The sequence below is a fragment of the Gemmatimonadota bacterium genome (genome assembly GCA_009692115.1).
Lineage (GTDB): Bacteria > Gemmatimonadota > Gemmatimonadetes > Gemmatimonadales > GWC2-71-9 > SHZU01.
The window spans coordinates 40,100-57,041 of record SHZU01000011.1 but is presented as its reverse complement, the minus strand read 5'-3'; the positions used below and the strand labels follow the sequence as shown (position 1 = coordinate 57,041).

Below are 16,942 nucleotides of genomic sequence, written 5' to 3'. Positions count from 1 at the left end.
GCGCCGAGTGCCTAAACACGACACCGTCCTCCGCTGGATCGACACCCTGTCCGCCCTGATCGCCCGGATTCTCCGGGGCGACCGCTCGGCCTCGCTCGAACTGGCCCGCCAGCACCTCGACGACGCCAAAGCCATGACGCTCGGCCCGCTCCATACCCTGGCACCCCATCTCGAGCCGGCCCAGTTAGCCGAGTTGCTGAACGACCCCCACCGGATCTACGGCTACGCCCGGATCCTGGCCTTCGAGGCCGCCCTGACCCGCGCCGCCGGCTCCCCCGACACCGCAGCCCACCTCACCCGCCAAGCCCTTGCCCTGGCCGACGCCGCCATCGCCCGGATCACCCCCGTCCCCCTCGACTGGTCCGAATGGGCCGCCGAGTGCCGAGTGCCGAGCGCCGAGCGCCGAGATCGACCTACCTGACCGTTGGCCCCGGCAACCCGCGGGTCACCGCTTCGAGCTTTCCCCGGGCGTCGAGCAACGCCGCCCGGTACTGGGGCGCCCCAGCCAGATTTCGGGCTTCCAGAAAATCCCGGCCCAGATGATAGAGCTCCTCGACCCCGTCACTTCGCCGGATATAGTGGAGACTGTCGACCAGCAACGAGCGGAGCGATCCCTCGAGCAACGGTGACGGCGGAAACTTCGTGAGACTCGGATGCCAATCCACTTGGGACAGCAGGGTGTCGGGCGGCACGTCAAGCGAATCGGGTCCCCAGAGGCGGGCCAGCGACTGGCCGGGAATCGACGAGGCCTCGACCCGGGCCAGGTCGAGGAGCGTGGCGGCCAGATTTCGAAGCGAGGTCGGCGCCCCGATCCGAAGCCCCCCCGGCACCAACCCCGGCGCCCACACCACCAGCGGCACATGCAGCAGCGGCAGGAACAAACTGTTGCCGTGCTGAATCAATCCGTGCTCGCCGAAGTGTTCCCCATGGTCGGAAGTCAGCACCACGATCGTGTTCTTGAGGCGGCCCCGCCGTTCCAACGCATTGAGCAGCGAATCGATCTGGGCGTCCTGGTAACGGATGGAGCCGTCGTACCCGTCGAGATACTCGGTGAGCAGATTCGAGGGAATCGGACCCGGACCAAAGGCCCGCGTGACGCCGGCCACGTACTGCTCCGACAGCCGCTCCTGGTCAACACCACGGTTGAACGCCGTGTCGTAGGGTGTCGGGGGTAAATAGGGAGAATGCGCGTCGATGTAGTTGATGAACCCGAAGAACGGCCGGTCCGTCCGCCGATCGACCCAGTCCAGGAACTCGCGATTCACGTCTTCGGCATACTTCGACTCGAAGATCCGGCGCTGAACCAGCCATTGCTGGAGCCACGGGCTCCGGAGCGCCCGCCGGGTCAGCGCCAACATCCGGAATGCCTCGGGCGCGTCGGCAGGATAGTCCTCGTAGCGGGAGAATCCTCGTGCCAGACCGGTCGACGCGCCGGTGTACCGGTAGTTCGCCACGAAGCCCCCGGTGGCGTATCCGGCTTGGGCCAGGACCTCCGCCACGGTGGGATAGGTACCGTCCAACCGACTTGCCCAACCCGCGCTCAGATCAGCGGGGAACCGTCCGGTGAACATCGAGGCGTGCGACGTCAGGGTCCAGGGCGCCGTGGCCAACGCTCGGTCAAAGATCACCCCCTCGGCGAACCGGCGGTCGAGGCGCGGTGTGGTGCTTCGGCCGTAGCCGTACCAGCCCAAGTTCCAAGCCCGAACCGTGTCGAGGACCAGCAGAAGAACGTTGGGGTGGCCAGCCGCGGCGGCAGGCCGGGCCAGAGCGGTTCGTTCCAGCCAACCATCGGCGACCCGTTGGCCCACCGCCGCCAAAGCCAGGACGGCGGCCATGACGCCCACGGCCCGAGGGGCAAGCCGGGCCGCGCGATCAGCAAGGGCCCGACCGAGGCCACCGCCGATTCCGAGGGCGAGCACGGCTCCGGCCAGCCAGTGGATCCCTTCGAACTGCGCGATGACCCCCAGGGCCGCGAGACTCGCCCAGAAGGTTACGGCAACCCGGGGCGCCCGGAGCCGCCCAACGACCGCCCCGAGAGCGCCATAGACGGCCGCCAGCAGCCCGAACAGCCCTGCCTGGGCCAGTGGGGCCAGCCACAGCGCTTCGGTGCCGAAGAGCGACATCCGCCCTTCGAATAGTGGCTTCGAGACCAGAACGGCGCCCTCGATCAGGCCACCGACCAGGCCAAAGGCCACGGCGAGGATCACGAGGCGGGAAACGCTGAGCCGTGGCTCTGGGAGGACGGAGGATGTCACCCGTGGAAAATAGAGCGTCGGCAAAAAAAAGTTGGGGCGAGCCGGATGGCTCGCCCCAACTTACCCTACCGGGACGCCGCGGTTAGTTGCGGTTCCGCCGCCGGGCCTGCTGCTTCGAGTAGGTCGAGATCTCTTCCCAAATGTCCCGAACCCCGCGCACCTGCCGACCGGCGCCATCGACGCTCGGGGCCATATCCGGTTTGCCCGGCCCGCCGAAGCTGTACAGCTCGAGCTGGAGAACTTGCAGCTCTTTGGCCGGCACCGGCATCTGCCGCGGTGTCCCCGCCTTCAGGCCGTCGATCTTCCGGCGGTTGTAGAAGAGAGCCGCCCCGAAGTTCACCAACTCGATGTCCTGTTCGTAACGGAGGGCAGCGTGGAAGCTGTCCGCGGGACTAAAAATCGAAATTGCCGGTAGCCCACCCCGAGTTACCCGGGTCTTGTTGATTAATGTGGCCGCCTGCGCCGCGTTGCCGCTCCGGAGCAACGCCTCCGCCCACAACAGATCGTTGTAGGCCGGCGTGTACTGCGGAGCAAAGCCCAGGCCGTCCTCACCCGGAAGGCCGTACCCCGGATACGCCAGGGAGGTGTACCGAATCGTGGACAGATTGCTCTGGTGATACTGACCCCGGGCCGGCCGGAACTGGGCGAGCGACTGGTAGGCATAGTCGGTCCCCGCGCCGGCGTCTTCCTCCACGGTACCGGTACCAAGGAAGTCATCGCTTGGCCCCCAGGTCCCATTGCCCACCCGCCGGTCAAAAGCGTCGGGCTGGGGGTTGCCAGCTGGATCGGGCCACGGATCCTTGTGCCGCTTGGCTTCGCCCTGCGGCCCGGTGGTGATCAACCGGGAGACGCGGGTATCGAGCCGGGTGGTGGCGTTGTCGTTGCCCCACTGCTTCACGCCATCGTAGAAATCGCTGCCATCATGATAGAAGCCGAATGCGAAGTCGCTGTTGCCCTGGCCCGCAAACGTCGCCACCTGGGCCCAGGCCACCTGGCCGGCCTCCGCGGCGTTCCGCGGATAGAACGACAGCAACTCAGCCTGCATCGTACGAATCACTTTGACCATTTGGGCGGGGCTGTAGGTCGGTTGCCCGGTCTTGCCGAACCACTCTTTCGGCAACGTGCCGGACGCGGCGGCCATCAGGGTGGCCGCCTCATTGAATTTGGTAATCGCGGCGTCCCGCATCCCGGCCCGCGGTGTGAACTGCAGGGACTGGACCTTGTCGGGCGTGGACAGGTCGGTGGCCTCGGTTACGATGAAGCCCTTATCGTAGTTGAGGGCGATCTGTGAGAACACCATGCCCTGGATCATCACGGCCGTCGCTTCGAGCAACTTGGTGTTCGCAACCGAGCCGATCTCCACCTTGTTCTTCCGGATGGCCGTGAGGACGTCGTTGGCATTCGACAACGCCCCGTAATAGCCATACCAGTAGGTCTCGATCTGGTACCGGTAGGCGGAGCTGGGTTCGTTGATCCAGCCGCACCGAACCGGGCACTCGTTCCCTTCGGAGGTGTAATACCGAAGGTTGAAGTTGTTCCACGACGCAGAGATCCCGTCGGCCATCGAGTTCAGCACTAACGCGCTGTTGAACTCGGTATGAGCATTGAACCAGCTCTTCCAGGCGCCGGTCATCAATCCGGCAATGGCGCCCGGATCGGCGAAGGCCCGGGCCGCGTCAGGAGCATTCGGGTTTTCGACATCGAGGCTCTTGCAGCTGAGCGACGCCGCCACCCCCACCACGCCGACCCATCGGGTCACATTCACAAGTTTCATGGGTTCGTTCCTCAGAAGGCGATTTCAACCAGACCCGTAAAGGTCCGGAAGTGGGGATATGTGAACCAGTCGATCCGGACCTGGAACGGGTCGTTGTCGAACGGGCTCGCGACTTCCGGATCGTAGCCGGAGTACTTCGTGAAGGTGAACAAATTCCGGCCGATTACCCCGAGGCGGACGTTCTCGAGCTTGCCCAACCCGATCTTCTTGAGCTGGTTTCGGTCGAGGGTGTAGTGCGCCGCCAACTCCCGGATCTTCACATAGGTGCCCGGCTCGACGAAGAAGTCGATCGGATTCAACCCGTTGTAGAAGAAGTTGTAGTAGAGCTGGCTCTTCTTTTCGGCTTCGGGCTTGCCGCGCTGATCGTAAATCCGGTCGCGGTTCTCAAAGAACGGCCACTGCCGGGTCCCGTTATAGATGCTGCCGCCCTGGCTCCAATCGACCAAGCCATTCAAGGCGAGTTTCTTCCAGCTGAAGACCGGGTTGAAGCTCAGGTTGAAGTCCGGGTTGGCATCGCCGATCGGCACGATGGACTCCCCCTTGGCGTTGACGTAGAAGAAGGGCCTCTCGTCCGGCTTCCCGAGCTGATCTCTCAGGACGACATAGCCTTCTTCGTTGACGACAAACTTCGCCGGATCCCACGCCTGGCCAGCCCCGGACTGGGCCTTCTTGGTCGGGTCGTCGTAGAGCTCATTGATGTCCTTGACCACCCGGTTGCCGTACATGGCGCCGAGCGAGGCGCCCTTGTTGATGTAGAAGGTTTCGACCGGGCCGAAGAGATCGAGCGGCAGCGGCCAATCGGTGATGGTCTGCCGGGTCCGGTCTCCCGTGATGCTCAACTGGAAGGCCATATTCCGGTTGTTGATCAACTGGAGCCCAACCGCGACCTCATGGGTTCTGGACTTCAAGGCACCGATGTTCTGCCATTGATTCAGGAACCCGACCACCGACGGCAAGTTGACTCGGATGATCTGATCCTTGGTTTCCTTCGACGAGTAGGTGTACTCGACCGACACCCGGCCGCCTGCCAATTCGAGGTTGGCTCCGACCTCGTATTCGGCCGACTTCGCCGGACGCAACGCCCGGTTCCCGAGGGTTTGCTTGGAGAACGACCCGGCCGATACCGCCAGGGTTTCGTACTGATAGTCGAATTGGGGCCGGAGACCCGCCGTCCCGTACGAGCCCCGGAACCGCAATTCGTCGATCCCGCCGATCTTGAGATCCTCGTTGGCCCGCCAGGCGCCCGACAACCGGTAGTAGGTCGACTTCCGGCTCTCCGGACCGAACAACGAGGACTCGTCCTGCCGGATCAAGCCGTCGAGAATGTACCGGTCCTTGATGTCGAAGGTCGTGACCGCGAAGGCGTTCCGGTTCCGGATGTCGATGTCGTTCGAGAAGCTCGACAGGGTGGAGGGGTCGACAGCCGCAAATTCCGGGACCTGCTTCACGACCAGCTTAGTGCCTCGGGTCTGAATGTACGAGTTCTTTTCATCCTCGTAGACGTAGGAGACCTTGGTGGTGTTGGTGATCGACCCGAAGCTCCGAATGGCCGTCAAGGTGGCGCCGGTGTTGTAGGTCCGGCTGCTCTGACCCGACTTGAACAAGTCACCATCGGTGGGCTGTCCGGTGGCCGAGAGATACCCGAATGGCGTCAGATCGGTGAAGTCGTTCCGGTCGGTGTCAAAGTTGTAGTTGCCTTCGGCGCTCAACCAGTCCCGAATCCGCCACCGGATCCGGCCGGACCCGGTAAACCGGCTCCGGTCATTCTGCCGGTCGCGGTTGAACAAGGCATAGAGCGGGTTCGAGGCGTTCGCCACCCGGTCCGGAATGAACGCCCGGTATGGGCTCCCATCGGGGTTCTTGGCGAACAAGTCGATGTTCGGTTCGACGAAGGTCACGGCGAAGAAAGGATTGCCGGGACCTTGGGCGGCATCATTGTTGTTCGAGCGCCCGTAGAACGAACTGAACGAGAGATCGAGCCTGGGGGTCAACTGCTGATCGACGTTGATCCGGAAGTTCTGCCGGGTGTAACCCTTGACGCCGAGGATGACACCCTCGGTTCTGGTGTTCTGGAACGAGGCGTTGAAATTGGTCTGCCCGCGCCGCTGCCCGACCGAGAGGTAGTTGGTCAAGAACACGCCCGGCCGGGACACCTCGTCCTGGTGGTCGAAGTATCTGGGGTACGGATTGTCGGCGATGCCGTCCGGCTCGTTCTGCCGGTTGCCGGCGGGATTCCGGGCGAAGCACACGCCGCTCGGGAACGAATCGCACGCCTTCACCTTAAAAGCGTGGGCATTGGCATTCGGGATCATCTTGGTCAAGAACGAGGCACCACCCTCATTCCGGGTGGTCACCGAGAGCTTGCCGTCGGCCAGATTCGCGCCGCGCTTGGTGAAGATCTGAACCACGCCGTTGGCGGCGTCCGACCCGTACAGCGACGAGGCGGCCGCGCCCTTGACGACTTCGATCCGCTCGATGTCTTCGGACGCGATGTCGGCCAAGCTGATCCGGGTGATCGTGCCATCCACGATGATCAGCGGGTCCTGGCTGCCGGAGATGCTGGTGGCGCCGCGGAGGCGGATCGCCGGGGCGGTGCCGGGTTCGCCGTTGGTTTGCACCAACCGGACGCCCGCCACCTTGCCGGCCAGCGCGCCAAGCGCGCTCACGCCGGGGGTTTCCTGAAGCTGATCCGCAGACACCTTCCCGACGGCAAAGGCGAGCTTTTTGGTCGACGTGGCCTCGGACACGCCCGTCACGACGAGTTCGTCGAGGCGAAACGGGTCGTCCGCTAGCTGGAAGTCGACGGTCTGGCTGCCCTGCGACAGCACGATCGTTTTGGTCGACAGCTTCTTGCCCAAGAACCGGGCGCTGATCGTCACCGACCGGCCGCTGGTATTGGACGCCGCGACGGCGATCGTGTAGACACCGCTCTGATTGGTAGCCCCGCCGTTGGACAGCCCCACCAGCAGCACATTGGCGCCGCCGATCGGCCGACCTTGGGCGTCGGTCACCTTACCAGAGATCGTCGCCTGTGCCCACGCCGCCTGTGCGGTCAGCGTGAAGAGCACCGCGACGGCCCCGGCGCGGAGACCACTCTGTACGGAACGCTTCATGATGCGAATCCTCGGTTGTAAGGATATTGAAAATGGCAACTGCATTCGGGAATGAGAGCCCTACACCCGGATCAAGCTGAACGGCCAGCAACGGATCGACGCGTCTCCACCACGGAGTCGGAAGAGAAGGTAAGCACTCAGAGGCAAATTCCATACCCTCCGCATTCCGATCGCAAGATCGGCAGCCCTGGCGCCTTGCGGAATAAACCGCCAGGGACTCGTGTCGTTTCAACACGATCGGCTCTGGGTCGGCCGTGTCAGAAAGACACTATGTCGGCACGCCGGGAAAATTTTGGAAACGCCAATTTGCCTCCCAAGCGGAGAAAACGCAAGAGATATAAATTGGACCGACCTGTCAACCTGGTTCGAGCGTCATGGTCAAAACCTTGGTGGGTGTTCTACTCAGCATGGCCCTCGGGTCGAGCGCCGGCTTGGCGCAGGACAAGGCGCAGCTGATCGGGAAGGTCTACGATGGCCGGACCGGTCAGGTCTTACCCACAGCCATCATCGCCCTCGACGGCGTCAAAGCGGACGTCAGCCTCTCGAGCCAGGCCCGCTTCGTCCTCAGCGGCGTCGAACCCGGCGAGCGGCGGATCTTGATTCGGGTCGTCGGTTACAAACCCTTCACCGGTTTTCTCAAGTTCGAGGCCGGCAGGACGCTCGAGAAGACCTTCGAGCTCGAGTTCACCGGCGAGCAGATGCCCGAACTCGAAGTCGAGGCCAGAAACTCGAAGACCCTACCCCGGTTCGTCGAGTTCGAGCGGCGCCGTGACCGGGGGGTTGGCCATTTCATTGGCCGCGACGAAATCAGCGCCCGCGGCTACATGAACATGGGCGACGCCCTCCGGACCGTCAAAGGCGTCAAAGTGTACTGCGACGCACTCGACTGCCGCGCCCGGATGGCCCGGGCAGCCCCGGGATGCCTCCCGGTTTACTACGTCGATGGCCAGCAGGCCCGCTACTTCGCCACCACGACCCCGATCAACGACGTCCAGGGCATCGAAGTCTACCGAGGCTCCGGGGAAGTTCCGGCCGAATTCACCGGCTCATCGGCGGGGTGCGGGGTCGTCGTCATCTGGACTCGGGCAACGCCCTGATAACGGTCACCGCTCGTTGGCCGGGACGGAGCGGGACCCGGGTCGAATCAGTGGCGGTCCAGCGGACCCAGAGTGCAACCGGGTCCGGCCTCGTTCCCAACACCGGCGCTCCGTCCTGGGACCAGTAGCCCCCGCCGAGTCGCACCTCGCGCGCCGGCCCCAACCCGTCCGGATACCCCAGCCGGAGCACCGCCGGCCGGAGTCCGCCGGCCAGCCGGACTCGGAGCCCCGGCCGGCCGGCGGCGTTCCGGAACAGCACCGTGGCCGCCGTGTTCTGGCCGACTACGACATCGGGCCGCCCATCGTCGTCGAAATCCGCGACGGCAACGCCCCGCTGGTCGGCGGCCAACCGGACCCCTGACTGGTTGCCGCTCAGGGCCGCGAAGCCGCCGCCGCCATCGCCAAGCAGGACGAGCCCGCGGCCGGCATCGAGCCGGGGCGAGGCGATGTCGGTTTCCGAAAAGTTCTGGGCCAGGAACAGGTCCTCGGCCCCGTCGCCGTCAAAATCGGCCACGGCCACCCCAAAGGCCGGGGCCTGCTGCGCCTCGAGGGGCAGCGACCGGGGCTCGAAGAACCCGCCCCGGTTGAGGAACACCATCTGGTCATAGGTCGTGGCCACCAGCCGCCCGCCGCGACCCAGGGCATCGCCGAACGCCTGCTCCAGGGTGGCGTCGGCGTACGCCGCGAACGTCGGCGTCCGGCGCCGCTGCCCGGGGAGAGCCGCCGTAAGTCGCGACAGGGTCAGCAACGGCGCCAGGCCCTTAAGCCGGGGATCCACCTGCGCCAGACTCATCGAGACCCCGTCCCCGCCCCACCCGCCATAGTAGAGATAGAGCGGCCGGGCCGAGTCGGGGCGGGCCATGGTGTTCCGGCCCCAGTTCGTGGCCACTAGGTCGATCCGGCCATCGCCGTCAAAATCCCCGGTGGCAATCCCGTTCCATCGCCCGGACAGCCGGTCAAGTTTCCAGGCCTCGGTCCGATCCGCGAACCGCCCGCCCTGATTCTCCAGCACCTTGATCGGTCCCCACTCGAGGGCCAGCACCAGGTCGGGGTCGCCGTCGGCATCGAGATCCGAGAACACCGACGACGACACCATCCCGATCGAGCGGAGGACGGCCCGGTTCGACTCGTCGACCACGAACCGCCCGCCCTCGTTCCGCCAGACCCGGCTGTTGCCTGCCAGCGGATAGACGCCCGGCGCCACCCGGCCCCCCACGAAGAGATCGAGGTCGCCGTCGCTGTCGATGTCGCCGAGGGCGAGGGGGCCGGCGCTGGTGGTGTCGCCCGGCACCGCGACCTCGGGTGGCCCGCCAGGGGCCCAGCGAAACACCTGGGCCGCGCCTAACGCCGACGCCGGGCTCGCCGCCTGATAACTCGACTGCCCCACCAACACCCCGACCCCCGGCCCGGCGACGATCTGGGTCAGATCGAAGCTGTCGGCGGCGAATCCGGGCAGCCGGCTGAACCGCCCGGCGGTGTTTCGGAACGCCGCGAGCCGCCCGCCGGCCCCAGCCCCGATCACCAGATCGTCGTCGCCGTCGCCGTCGAGATCGATCCAACTCACCCCGGGCCCAAGTTGGCTCAGCTTAATCGGGAGGAGCGGTTGGCGGGCAAAGTCCGGGAACTCGGTCTCGACCTGTCGGTGGCGAAGCCGATCGGACACGTCCTCGAAGAGCGGGAGCCCGCCCTCCGGCGAAGCCGCCCCCGCCACCGGGCCGCCGGGCGGCTCGGCAATCCGGTATTCCCGGCCGGCTACCGCCCCGACCACAGTGCTGACCGCTCCGCTCCGCCACCGAACCTCGAGCACCAAGCTGTCGCCCTGGGCCGCGAACGCCGCCGCCGGCTCCGAGCCGGACAGATAGAGGCCGCCCGCCGCCATTTCCTTGGACTGATCGACCCGTCCCCGCCCGCGCAACTGAATCAACGCCCCGACGCCGTCGACGTTAGGCGCTCGGCCCGCCAGCCGGACCAGCAGCCGGCCGGCGGGGGCGTCGTTCCGCAACAGCAGCGCCGGCGCATCGAGCCGGTTCACCACCACGTCGAAGTCACCGTCGCCATCGAGGTCGCCCGCGGCCATGCCATGGGAAATGTCCTCCTCGGTCCCGAACCGCCACGCCGAGCCGACCTCTTCGAAGCGGAGGCCGCCCAGGTTCCGAAAGGCCACGTTCTTCAAGGCCAGCGTTGGATAGAACTTCCGTTCCTCCCGCCAATCAACGCCCGTCATCAGACTCTTGAGCCGTTCCTGGACATCGGTGTCCATCAGATCCCACCGGTGCCCGTTCCCGATCAGGAGATCCTCGTAGCCATCGAGATCGACATCGAGAAACAGGGCCGACCACGACCACCCCGAGGCCGCGACGCCGGCCATCGCGCCGACTTCCGCGAAGGTCCCGTCGCCCCGGTTGGCCAGCAGCGCGTTCCGCTGCCATTGGCCCCGCTCGCGATAGTCGCCTCCCACTTTCGGAATCGGCGTGTGGGTCGGCATTTGGGTCTTCCGGCGGTGGCTATCGTTGGCGAGCATGTCCACTTCGAACAGGTCCATGTCGCCGTCCCGGTCCACGTCCGAGACATCAACGGCCATCCCCGAGTTACTGGTTTGGCGGACCGCGGTCCGGTCGATCAGCCGAAACCGGCCGGTGCCGTCATTGATCCAGAACTGGTCGGGATCTTCGAAGTCATTGGCGACATAGAGATCCGGGGCGCCGTCGCCGTTGGCGTCGAAGAACCGGGCCGCCAGCCCGAAGTCGTCCGGCTCTCGATCGAGGGGCACGCCATCCTCCCCGAGAAACCGGGGATTGCCCGCCACCATTTCCCGGGTAAAGTGCCCCGCACCGTCGTTCAGATAGAACCAATCCGGATCGGCTCGCTGCACGACGCTCACGGCGCGAATGTCGTCCCGGAGCACCACCCGGTAATTGTCCCGGCGCGACGGAACGATCTCGTACCGGCCCTCGATCCGCTTGACCAACTGGTCGAAGGCCCGCTCCTGGGGCGAGAGCGAGTCGAGCATGGTGGTCGCCTTGTAGTTGGCGACATAGAGATCGAGATCCCCATCCCCGTCGACATCGGCTAGGGTGGCCGTGGTGCTGCCGCGGGACTCCGGCACGAACCCGCTCTCGGCCGTGGCGTCGGTGAACCGGCCCCGGCCATCGTTCAGAAACAGAGAGTTCCGGCCCGCCATGGCGGTGACGATCAGGTCCTGGTCGCCGTCGCCGTCGACGTCGGCAAAGACCGCGCCGGTCGAGGCCCGGTCGGCCAACTCGACCCCGGCGGCAGCGGCCATGTTCTCGAATTTCCAACGGCCGAGATTCCGATAGAGCGCGTTGGCTCCGTCGGTCCGGGTCAGGTAGACATCGGCGCGCCCGTCACCGTCGACATCGGCAATCGCCACGCCCGACCCCTGGACCAGGTGGCGGTTGGCGAACGCCTTGGCCTCGGCCACGTCGTTCCGAAAGGCGACGCCGGTGGCGCCGGGGCGCTGGCTGGTGAAGCCGACGGACCCGCCGACCGGCGGCGCCAGATCGCGCCACCGATACCCGGCCTCCTCATGCCACGGGCCCGGCTCCGGCGACCGGCAGGCCGCCAGCGATCCAATCGCCACCACCGCGAAACGCCATCGGGTCATCGGTGCCGCCTAACGTCGAGTGGCGACGCGGGCCAGGACCGCCCGGCCGATACAGGCCCCTTGGATCTTGCCGCCCTCGTGATCCATCCGGTAATGAATGCCCCCGTAGAAGCGGGACTGCCCGGCTTCTTCCGCCGCCGCCCGAAATGACGCCAGCCGTTTGATGCCGTGCCCGAGACTGACGTGGGTAGCATCGTCATAGGGCCGGTCTTCCCCGAACAGGGCGGTGAGCACCTCGGCCGCGGCCGCCGACTGAGTCGAATGCCCGGAGGTATAGGCCGGAAAGGGCGGCGTGTTGAGCAACGTTTGCCACTTGGGGTCGAGGTACCGTTGGATATAGGTGACCGGGCGGAGCAGGTCGGTCCGGTATTTTTCCCGCCAGCAGCCGATGAAGGCGTCGGCGACGGCAATGGCCGTCACCGCGTACGCCTCGACCGTCCGTTCCGGCGACAGTTGCCATTGCCAGGCCAGTCCGGCCACGACACTCATCCAGTGACCGGCCGGGGTGCCGGACTCCCCGGGATTGTCGGCCCAGAAGTAGGCGATCTTCCGCTGCTCCTCCGTCAGGTTCTGACCCAGCCGGTAGATCTCCTCGGCCTGCTGATAGAAGGGCGACCCCGGCTTGCTGGAGAACTCGAGGGGTGGAGGCGCCGGGCAGGACTCGGAGCCGGTCAACACAAACGGCCGGAGCGCACCCCACCCCGGCTCGAGCGCCGTGGTGGGATTGATGCCGGGCGCGTTGGCGGCCGCCGGCGTCTTCGGCCGGTTGACCGACAGCGAGCGCTCGCCGGTGAGGGCCCCGCTCTGCGCTTTGCCGGTTGGATTGTCGAGCAATACCACGTCGCTCTGGGCCGAGAGACTCTGGGACCGGAACTGTGCCCCGGTGGCGGTCGGCTGCCAGGCATCCGGCGTCGACCGGGGGGTATCCGCCAATTGTCGGCCGGCAAACCCATCGCCCTCAGCCCACCGAAGCACCGCAAGTCCGATGGCGTTCCCGTAATCCAATGATCGACCCGCGATGGCCCGGCTGACCCCGGCGCCGGTCCTCGCACCCACCAGGGAGTCGTGGAGGGCCGTGATGGCCACGTCGGTCGAGGCAAACCCGCCCCGATATAAGCCCCGGAGCACCACCGTTTGCGCCTCGAGGGCCACCAACGCCGGGTCGAGGCTACTGCCGGCCGGCGGCTTCGGAATGCTGTCGAGGCCGTTCAGTTGGCCGGCGAGGCTCCGGAGCGAATCGCCGGCGGCGGCCCAGCCTTCAAAGAGCGCGATGGCGGCGTACCCACTGGCCCGGGCGGCGACCGGCGGAGACAATCGTTCGGCGCGGGCCAGCGCGTAGTGGGTCTCGGTCCACTTGACGACGAATCCAACGTCGGCCGGAACGACCTTGGCACATCCGGTCCCCGCGATCGCGGCGCCAAGCCAAAGCATTCGCCAAATTCGCATCGATCGCGGCGGCGTTATACTGACGCGGTTTTTCGAGCGCGCATGTTCTTGATCGGCACGATCAGCAACGCCATGATCAACGCGAAGATCAGGACGAACCCGGCATTGGCGGTAAACAACGTCGTGATCGAGAACGATTCGTAGAGCCCACCGACCCGGCCGGCCACCTTGTTGCCGATCGCCGACGCGAGGAACCACACCCCCATTATGAGCCCCTGGGCCCGAGCCGGTGCCAACGTCGACATGGCTCCCATCCCGACCGGGCTGAGACACAACTCCCCGATCGTCTGGAGGAAGTAGCAGCCAACCAGCCACATCGGGGTGACCCGGCCGCCGGCGGCGGCGCTCAACGATGCCCCGATCATCAGCACGTAGGCCAGGGCCAGAAAGAACAATCCGAGTGAAAACTTGGCGGGGCTCGACGGATTCCGGACCCCGAGCTTGAGCCAGACCAAGCCCACCAGGGGGGCCATGACGATGATGAAAAACGAATTGACCGACTGGAGCCAACTACTCGGATAGGCCCAGCCGAAAATCGTGTTGGCGGTGTTGCGGTCGGCGAACAGATTCAGGGTCGACGCCCCCTGCTCGAAACCGGCCCAGAAGATCGATGCCCCCATGAACAGCACCAGAATGACGACGAGCCGCTTCCGTTCCTCGGGGGTCCACTTGGCCACGGTAAAGAGCCAGAAAAAAAATCCGACCGTGAGCACGACCAGAAACACGTCGACGCCTCCGGCAAATCCCTGGGGTGTAATGGTGATCGTCCCCGCGGAGTTGAGTCCAACGGCCGCCAGCACCACGAGCAGCACGCCCCCGAGGGCCATCCCGAACTGCCGCCGCGCTTGGCTTCGCTCGGTGTCATTCGACACCCCGAGCGGCCGTTCGACGGTGGCGGGGAAGCGGTCCTTGCCAAGCGAATACTGGATCAAACCAAAGAGCATCCCGACCGCCGCGGCACCGAACCCGAAGTGCCAGGCGGTTTCGGGCGCGAAACCCCACCCGATCAGGCGTTCCCGGAATGCCGGCTGTTGGGCAAAGTATCCGCAGAAGAACGGACCCAGAAAGCCGCCAAGATTGACGCCCATATAGTAGAGCGAATAGCCGGCGTCGCGGCGGGTGTCCTCGGGCCGGTACAGCTGGCCGACCATGACCGAGACGTTGCCCTTGAGGAGCCCGGTGCCTAACACCACCAGGAGCAGGCCGAGGTAGAACGACGCCAAGCCCGGAATGGCCAGGCTGATGTGCCCCGCCATGATCAGCACACCGCCCACGAACACCGATCGCCGGAGCCCAAAGAGCTTGTCGGCAAACCAGCCCCCCACCATGGTCATCATGTAGACCATGGCGGTGTAGGTCCCTTGGACCGCGCCGGCCTCCGGCACCGCCATGCCAAGACCGCCTTCGGTCAGCGGCGCCACCATGAACAGGATCAGGATGGCGCGCATCCCGTAGTAGCTGAACCGCTCCCACATCTCGGTGAAAAAGAGGGTGGACAGCCCGCGAGGGTGTCCAAGGAAACCCCGATCGTTGTCGATGCCGTTCGGATTCACGAGCCCTTCCCCATTTTCTTCTTGAGCAGTTCGAGTTGGGTATCGACCGCGGCTCGAGCCGCTTCTCGATCGATCTTGGCCTTGAGGAGGCCGGGGTCTTCGTCCGGTGGCTCCGGCACCCCTGGTCCGGCGGACCGTTGCTGCGCCGAGACGGCCTCGAATTCCTGCTCGGCCAGCGTGAGTTCATCACGCTGGACGCCGAGTTTCCGGTCGAGGAGGTCCACCCGCTGGCGATGTTTGTCGGCAAACTGGCGGGCAATCGCCGCGGTTTCGGCGTCCCCGATGTCCTCGGCCAATTGGCCCCGGCGTTCGGCCATGGTCAGTTGTTCGCGTTCGGCGGTGAGGTCCCGCGCGGTCTTGTCGAGAGCGTCCTTCAGGTCCTTGAGGCCGACCCGGAGGTCGACGAGGGCGTCGTGCCAGGCGCCCCCCCTGAATCGCGCTTTGAGATCATCGATTCCCATAGGGCAACGAATGTTACCGCCCGAGGGTATCTTTGGGAACCATTCGGACGGACGGTTCTCGGTGCGGGTCCCGGTTTGCCTCTCGCTTGTCGCCACCCTCGCCTCCTGCGGCTGGTCCAATCAGGGTACCCGGTGCGGGATTTTTTCCCTGGCGGGACCAACCATGCTGCTCGAAGAATTCACCAAACCCGGCACGACCCTCAGTGCCGCGCCGGCGACGATGCCGCCGGTTCTCGCGGTTCGGGTGGTGGCGGGCCAAGCCCAGCGCGCCTTGGTGGGCAACGCCGACTCGGGCTGGGTCGTCGGAGTGGACGGGCCCCTGCCCGATCAGCCGGTTCCCGGCTTCGGGGTGCTGTTGTCGGACCGGGTCCTCGGAGTCCAGGGAGTGTTGCTGTACGAGGGGCTTCCCATTCCCGGGGCGCCGACGCTGGGCTCGGTCCATATCGGAGCCCGGGTCATCCCGATGATCGGCCTCGAGACCCAGACCGCCGGGTTTCAGGACGGGCGCTGTCCCTTTTTCCCTGATTCGCTGAGGCGGTGACCGGCCTACCGCGGATCGTCCATCTCGCCTCCGGCCGGGAGTGGCGGGGTGGGCAGCGGCAGGTGCTTCTCTTGGCCCGGGCCCTCGGCCGGCTCGGGCTCGATCAGTTGGTCATCACCACCGCCGGGAGCCGCCTGGCCGCCGAACTCCAAACCGCCGGGGTCCCGGCCCGAGCCGTCGGGTGGCGGGCTGGTTTGTCACCGCGGGCCCTGGTGGCGGCCATCGCCGAAACGTCCCGCGCCCGCTCGATCCTCCACGCCCATGACGCCCACGCACTCACCCTCGCGGGCCTGGCATCCCTGGTTTCCCGGTCACCCGTGATCGTAACCCGACGGACCAATCTCCCCCTCCGCCGGCGCGGGTTCTGGACCAACGCGGCGGCCGTGATCGCCATCTCTGAGGCGGTCCGCCACACCCTGGTGGCCGACGGGATCGATCCCGCCCGGATTACCGTGGTTCACTCCGGGATCGATCTCGTCGCCGCCATCGACGTTAGGCAGAACCCGACCCGGACGGCCCTGGGACTTCCACCGCACGGGCCCTTGGTCGTCACCGTCGCGGCGCTGACCCGCGAAAAAGACCACGCCACGTTGCTCCGAACGGCCGCCCGGCTCCGCCACCGGTTTCCCGACTTGCATTGGGCTTTGGTCGGTGACGGCATCCTTCGGACCGAACTGGAAGCCTTGGCCCGCGACCTCGGGATCACCCCGATCATCCATTTCCTCGGCCAGATCAACGAGCCGCGCCAGCTGATCGCCGCCGGGACGGTTTTCGTCCTGACCTCGATCCAGGAGGGGCTCGGCACCACGATCCTCGATGCCCAGGCGCTCCGAATCCCCGTGGTTGCCACGGGGGCCGGCGGCATCCCGGAGTTGCTCCGCGACGGAGCCGGGGTATTGGTCCCTCCGGGCGACGTGGCCGGCTTAGCCGAGGGAATCGCGCAGGTTATTGCCAGCGGCGACCTTCGGAACCGCCTCGTGGCCAAAGGCCTTGAATCGGTGGCCCGGTTCACCGACTCCGGGATGGCAGCCGGGGTCCTCCAGGTGTATCGTTCCGTTGTCCTAGAACGTTGGTAGA

The 16,942-nt window shown here is 65.9% G+C and carries 10 protein-coding genes; 4 read left to right on the top strand and 6 right to left on the bottom strand.

Annotated elements, in window-relative coordinates; genetic code table 11:
- Window positions 1-7 precede the first annotated feature (7 nt).
- A complete protein-coding gene (locus tag EXR94_12695) occupies window positions 8-421 on the top strand; it encodes a hypothetical protein (GenBank protein MSR03578.1) in 414 nt (137 codons plus the stop codon).
- Here the strand turns inward: EXR94_12695 and EXR94_12690 are convergent.
- The 3 genes from EXR94_12690 to EXR94_12680 all read right to left on the bottom strand — a co-directional run bounded on the left by EXR94_12690 (window position 414) and on the right by EXR94_12680 (window position 7,187).
- Entirely contained in the window at window positions 414-2,255 is a 1,842-nt protein-coding gene (locus EXR94_12690) for a hypothetical protein (protein MSR03577.1), read from the bottom strand. The genes EXR94_12695 and EXR94_12690 overlap by 8 nt on opposite strands.
- A gap of 82 nt (window positions 2,256-2,337) precedes the next feature.
- A complete protein-coding gene (locus EXR94_12685) occupies window positions 2,338-4,029 on the bottom strand; it encodes a hypothetical protein (protein MSR03576.1) in 1,692 nt (563 codons plus the stop codon).
- Between the two features lie 11 nt (window positions 4,030-4,040).
- Window positions 4,041-7,187: a SusC/RagA family TonB-linked outer membrane protein gene (locus EXR94_12680; GenBank protein ID MSR03575.1), complete on the bottom strand. Its 3,147-nt coding sequence runs from the start codon at window positions 7,185-7,187 to the stop codon at window positions 4,041-4,043.
- A gap of 329 nt (window positions 7,188-7,516) precedes the next feature.
- Here EXR94_12680 and EXR94_12675 point away from each other — a divergent pair, with 329 nt between their 5' ends.
- Complete coding sequence (locus EXR94_12675; GenBank protein ID MSR03574.1) at window positions 7,517-8,239, top strand: hypothetical protein; 723 nt, start codon at window positions 7,517-7,519, stop codon at window positions 8,237-8,239.
- On the opposite strand, the gene EXR94_12670 is transcribed toward EXR94_12675, so the two are convergent.
- The 3 genes from EXR94_12670 to EXR94_12660 are packed head-to-tail and all read right to left on the bottom strand — an operon-like array spanning window position 8,214 to window position 15,025.
- A complete protein-coding gene (locus EXR94_12670) occupies window positions 8,214-11,864 on the bottom strand; it encodes a hypothetical protein (protein ID MSR03573.1) in 3,651 nt (1,216 codons plus the stop codon). The genes EXR94_12675 and EXR94_12670 overlap by 26 nt on opposite strands.
- 9 nt (window positions 11,865-11,873) lie before the next feature.
- Window positions 11,874-13,310, bottom strand: coding sequence for a phosphatase PAP2 family protein (locus EXR94_12665; GenBank protein MSR03572.1), 1,437 nt, complete (start codon window positions 13,308-13,310; stop codon window positions 11,874-11,876).
- A gap of 14 nt (window positions 13,311-13,324) precedes the next feature.
- Window positions 13,325-15,025, bottom strand: coding sequence for an MFS transporter (locus EXR94_12660; protein ID MSR03571.1), 1,701 nt, complete (start codon window positions 15,023-15,025; stop codon window positions 13,325-13,327).
- 360 nt (window positions 15,026-15,385) lie between these two features.
- Between EXR94_12660 and EXR94_12655 the strand changes: the two genes are divergently transcribed.
- Window positions 15,386-15,865, top strand: a complete 480-nt coding sequence (locus tag EXR94_12655) for a hypothetical protein (GenBank protein ID MSR03570.1) — start codon at window positions 15,386-15,388, stop codon at window positions 15,863-15,865.
- The gene (locus EXR94_12650; GenBank protein ID MSR03569.1) at window positions 15,862-16,941 is read left to right on the top strand and encodes a glycosyltransferase family 1 protein; all 1,080 of its coding nucleotides are present in this window, start codon (window positions 15,862-15,864) and stop codon (window positions 16,939-16,941) included. Before EXR94_12655 ends, EXR94_12650 begins: the two co-directional genes overlap by 4 nt.
- The last annotated feature ends 1 nt before the right edge of the window (window position 16,942 follow it).